This window comes from Serratia sp. (in: enterobacteria) (assembly GCF_046715635.1).
In the GTDB taxonomy this organism is placed as follows: domain Bacteria; phylum Pseudomonadota; class Gammaproteobacteria; order Enterobacterales; family Enterobacteriaceae; genus Chania.
The window spans coordinates 1-4,475 of the sequence record NZ_JBKJYW010000516.1 but is presented as its reverse complement, the minus strand read 5'-3'; the positions used below and the strand labels follow the sequence as shown (position 1 = coordinate 4,475).

The 4,475-nt window shown below is 54.0% G+C and carries 5 protein-coding genes; all 5 read left to right on the top strand.

Annotated features, from left to right (window positions below; all coding sequences use genetic code 11):
* Positions 1-499 (top strand): peptide deformylase (def, locus tag ACLQ7H_RS26790; protein WP_411755289.1); only part of this gene is annotated, 499 nt, incomplete at its 5' end.
* 17 nt (positions 500-516) lie between these two features.
* A complete protein-coding gene (fmt, locus tag ACLQ7H_RS26785; protein WP_411755288.1) occupies positions 517-1,461 on the top strand; it encodes a methionyl-tRNA formyltransferase in 945 nt (314 codons plus the stop codon).
* Positions 1,462-1,533: 72 nt separating this feature from the next.
* The gene (gene rsmB / locus ACLQ7H_RS26780) at positions 1,534-2,823 is read left to right on the top strand and encodes a 16S rRNA (cytosine(967)-C(5))-methyltransferase RsmB (protein ID WP_411755287.1); all 1,290 of its coding nucleotides are present in this window, start codon (positions 1,534-1,536) and stop codon (positions 2,821-2,823) included.
* Positions 2,824-2,893: 70 nt separating this feature from the next.
* Positions 2,894-4,270, top strand: a complete 1,377-nt coding sequence (gene trkA, locus ACLQ7H_RS26775) for a Trk system potassium transporter TrkA (protein WP_411755286.1) — start codon at positions 2,894-2,896, stop codon at positions 4,268-4,270.
* 139 nt (positions 4,271-4,409) lie between these two features.
* Positions 4,410-4,475 (top strand): MscL family protein (locus tag ACLQ7H_RS26770; protein ID WP_411755290.1); only part of this gene is annotated, 66 nt, incomplete at its 3' end.

Below are 4,475 nucleotides of genomic sequence, written 5' to 3'. Positions count from 1 at the left end.
GCAGGTATTACATTTCCCAGACGAGCGGCTACGCAAAATTGCGGCCCCGGTAAAAGAAGTCAATGCAGATGTCCAGCGCATCGTGGATGATATGTTTGAAACCATGTACGCAGAGGAAGGCATTGGCCTGGCTGCGACACAGGTCGATATTCATCAGCGCATTATCGTCATCGACGTTTCTGAAAACCGCGATCAACGCCTAGTGTTGATCAACCCGGAACTGCTGGAAAAAAGCGGTGAAACCGGTATCGAAGAAGGCTGCCTTTCCATCCCTGAGCAACGCGCCCTGGTGCCACGCGCAGAGAAAGTGAAGATCCGCGCCCTCAATCGTGAAGGACAACCTTTTGAGCTTGAGGCCGATGACCTGCTGGCAATCTGTATCCAGCACGAAATGGATCATCTGGTTGGCAAACTGTTTGTCGATTACCTGTCGCCGTTGAAACGCCAACGTATCCGTCAGAAACTGGAAAAAATGGCCAAGCTTGAAGCTCGCGCATAACCGATCAGGAAATCAACGTGTCTGACTCTTTACGGATTATTTTTGCCGGAACCCCAGACTTTGCAGCGCGTCACCTAGACGCGCTGTTGTCATCTGGGCATCAGGTGGTCGGCGTCTTCACCCAGCCCGATCGCCCCGCAGGCCGCGGTAACAAACTGACGCCAAGCCCGGTCAAGGTGCTGGCCGAACAGCATCAAATCCCCGTTTTCCAGCCTAAGTCACTGCGCCCGCAAGAGAATCAGCACCTGGTTGCCGATCTGAATGCGGACGTGATGGTGGTGGTCGCCTATGGCCTGATCCTGCCGAAAGCCGTGCTGGATATGCCGCGCCTGGGCTGTATCAACGTCCATGGCTCTCTGCTGCCACGCTGGCGTGGTGCGGCACCGATCCAACGCGCTTTGTGGGCTGGCGATAGCGAAACTGGCGTAACCATCATGCAAATGGACGTAGGTCTCGATACCGGCGACATGATGCACAAGATCGCTTGCCCGATCGAAGCCACTGATACCAGTGCCAGCCTTTACAACAAGCTGGCGGAGCTGGGGCCACAAGGGCTGCTGCTCACCTTGCAGCAATTGGCGGCGGGTACGGTGCAGCGCGAAGTTCAAGACGAAGCGCTGGTGACCTACGCAGAAAAGCTGAGCAAAGAAGAGGCACGCCTGGACTGGAGCCTTTCCGCCGAACAGTTGGAACGCTGTATTCGTGCTTTTAACCCTTGGCCAATCAGCTATTTCACCATCGACGATCAACCGGTGAAGGTCTGGCAGGCAACCGTGCTGGCGGAAACCGCCAACGCAGAACCGGGTACTATCGTGCACACCGACAAGCACGGCATTCAGGTGGCTACCGCGCAAGGTATTCTCAACCTCACGCAGCTCCAGCCTGCCGGTAAAAAACCGATGTCGGCACAAGATTTACTGAATTCTCGCCGCGAATGGTTCACGCCGGGTAACCGGTTATAAACCACTCCCATAGCCCGGCCATTGTTGCCGGGCTGTTCGTTTCTTAATGCCGATCGTAATCCGCCTTAGCCTATGAAAAACAATTACAATCTCCGAAGCATTGCTGCCAAGGCCATCGGCCAGGTACTGGATCAAGGGCAGTCGCTCAGCACCATTTTGCCCGCATTACAAAAGAATATTTCTGACAAAGACCGTGGGCTATTGCAGGAACTCTGCTTTGGTACGCTGCGGGTGCTGCCGCAGCTCGAATGGTGCATCCAGCAGTTGATGGCAAAGCCTATGACCGGCAAACAGCGCCCACTGCACTATTTGCTGATGGTTGGCCTGTATCAGTTGCTGTATACCCGTATTCCACCGCACGCGGTGTTAGCCGAAACGGTTGAAGGCGCGGTCGCCTTGAAGCGCCCACAGCTGAAAGGATTGATTAACGGTGTACTGCGCCAGTTCCAACGCCAGCAAGAAGAACTGCTGGCACGTGCAGCCAATAACGAAAGCCGCTATCTGCACCCTAGCTGGTTGCTTAAACGCATCAAACTGGCTTATCCAGCACAGTGGGAGCAGATCGTTGATGCCAATAATCAGAAGCCGCCAATGTGGCTGCGCGTCAATCGTCTGCACCATACCCGTGAAGATTATCTGCAGCTTATGCAGCAGGCCGGTATTACCGCCGAGCCTCATGCGGAGTATCGCGACGCAGTGCGCTTGCTGGCCCCGTGCCCAGTAACGGACTTGCCCGGTTTCTCCGAGGGCTGGGTAACGGTACAAGACGCCTCCGCTCAAGGTTGCGTTGATCTGCTGGATCCGCAAAACGGCGAACAGATCCTCGATCTTTGCGCAGCCCCCGGCGGCAAAACTACTCATATTCTGGAAGCCGCTCCCAAAGCTCACGTGCTGGCCGTGGATATCGACGAACAGCGTTTAAGCCGGGTGAAAGAAAACCTGCAGCGCCTACGCCAACATGCAGAAGTTCGCCAGGGAGATGGCCGTACCCCGCAGGAATGGTGCGCTGACCAACAGTTCGATCGCATCCTGTTAGATGCCCCTTGTTCCGCCACCGGTGTTATTCGCCGCCACCCGGATATCAAATGGCTGCGTCGCGACAGCGATATCGCCGAACTGGCCGCTTTACAGCGTGAAATTCTGGAAGCCATCTGGCCACGTCTGAAACCCGGCGGCGTAATGGTTTATGCAACCTGCTCCATTCTGCCGCAGGAAAATAGCGAGCAGATAGCCGCGTTCCTGCAACGTCACGGCGATGCCAAGCTGGTTGAAACCGGCGATGCACAATCACCAGGCAAACAGAATCTACCTCATCCTGAGGATGGCGATGGTTTCTTTTACGCTAAGCTGATTAAAATATAACTGTTCAGGGAGCGCCTGCGGGCGTTCTCAACTATCGGCCACGGCCGTCGCAGATCGAGCAGAGAAATCGATGAAAATAATTATTCTTGGCGCAGGACAAGTTGGCGGAACACTCGCTGAAAACCTGGTGGGTGAAAATAACGATATCACGGTGGTCGACACCGATACCGGGCGCCTACGTCAATTGCAGGACAAGTTTGACCTGCGCGTCGTCCAAGGGCACGGATCCCATCCGCGCGTATTACGTGAAGCCGGTGCCGAAGATGCCGATATGCTGGTTGCCGTCACCAACTCTGACGAAACCAATATGGTCGCCTGTCAGATCGCTTATACCCTGTTTAACACCCCTAATCGTATTGCACGGATTCGGGCGCCGGATTATATCCGTGAGTCCGAAAAGTTATTCCATCCGGATGCAGTACCCATCGACCACCTGATCTCACCGGAGCAGTTGGTTATCGATTATATCTATAAGCTGATCGAATACCCTGGCGCCTTGCAGGTGGTGAACTTTGCCGATGGCAAGGTCAGCATCGCCGCAGTGAAGGCCTATTATGGCGGCCCCCTGGTGGGGAATGCCTTGTCTGCCATGCGCGAGCATATGCCACATATCGATACTCGCGTGGCGGCGATTTTCCGCCATGACCGCCCGATCCGCCCACAAGGCTCTACCATTATCGAAGCAGGCGATGAGGTGTTCTTCGTTGCCGCATCGCAGCATATCCGCGCAGTAATGAGTGAGCTGCAACGGCTTGAAAAACCCTACAAACGCATCATGATCGTCGGCGGCGGTAATGTGGGTGCCGGCTTGGCACATCGGTTAGAAAAATCGTACAACGTGAAGCTGATTGAGAAAAATCAGCAACGTGCCGCCGAACTGGCAGAGCAGTTGCACGATACTATCGTATTTTACGGCGATGCCTCCGATCAGGAACTGTTGGCCGAAGAGCATGTTGAGCAGGTGGATGTGTTTATTGCCATCACCAACGATGACGAAGCCAATATCATGTCTGCCATGCTGGCCAAGCGCATGGGAGCCAAGAAGGTCATGGTATTGATCCAGCGCCGTGCCTATGTCGATCTGGTTCAGGGTAGCGTGATTGATATCGCTATTTCGCCGCAGCAGGCCACCATCTCCGCACTGTTGGGCCACGTACGTAAAGCCGATATTGTCAGCGTCTCTTCACTGCGCCGTGGCGTTGCCGAAGCCATTGAAGCGATTGCCCATGGCGATGAAAGCACCTCCAAGGTCGTTGGCAGGATGGTGGAAGAGATTAAATTGCCGCCAGGTACCACCATTGGCGCGATTGTACGTGGTGATGATGTGATCATTGCCAACGGCAACAGCCGGATCCAACAAGGCGACCATGTGATCATGTTTATTACCGATAAGAAATTTGTGCCAGACGTTGAGCGCCTGTTCCAACCAAGCCCGTTCTTCTTATAGATACTTAAATCATGCGAATGGTTCTTTGACACATCCGAAGTCGAGAATTAGGAAAAACCAAAAATTTTCCTATACTGATTGTGTCAAAGGGGAATTGCTTTGTTAAAATTGCGTTACTAATTTTTTGAGGGGTGTTCTGATGGGTATGTTAAAAGAGTTCCGCGAATTTGCCATGCGTGGCAACGTGGTCGATCTGGCAGTGGGT

Excerpts from the sequence above, each read along its gene's own strand:
- trkA (WP_411755286.1), top strand. The coding sequence starts at position 2,894 with ATGAAAATAATTATTCTTGGCGCAGGACAAGTTGGCGGAACACTCGCT.
- rsmB (WP_411755287.1), top strand. The coding sequence starts at position 1,534 with ATGAAAAACAATTACAATCTCCGAAGCATTGCTGCCAAGGCCATCGGC.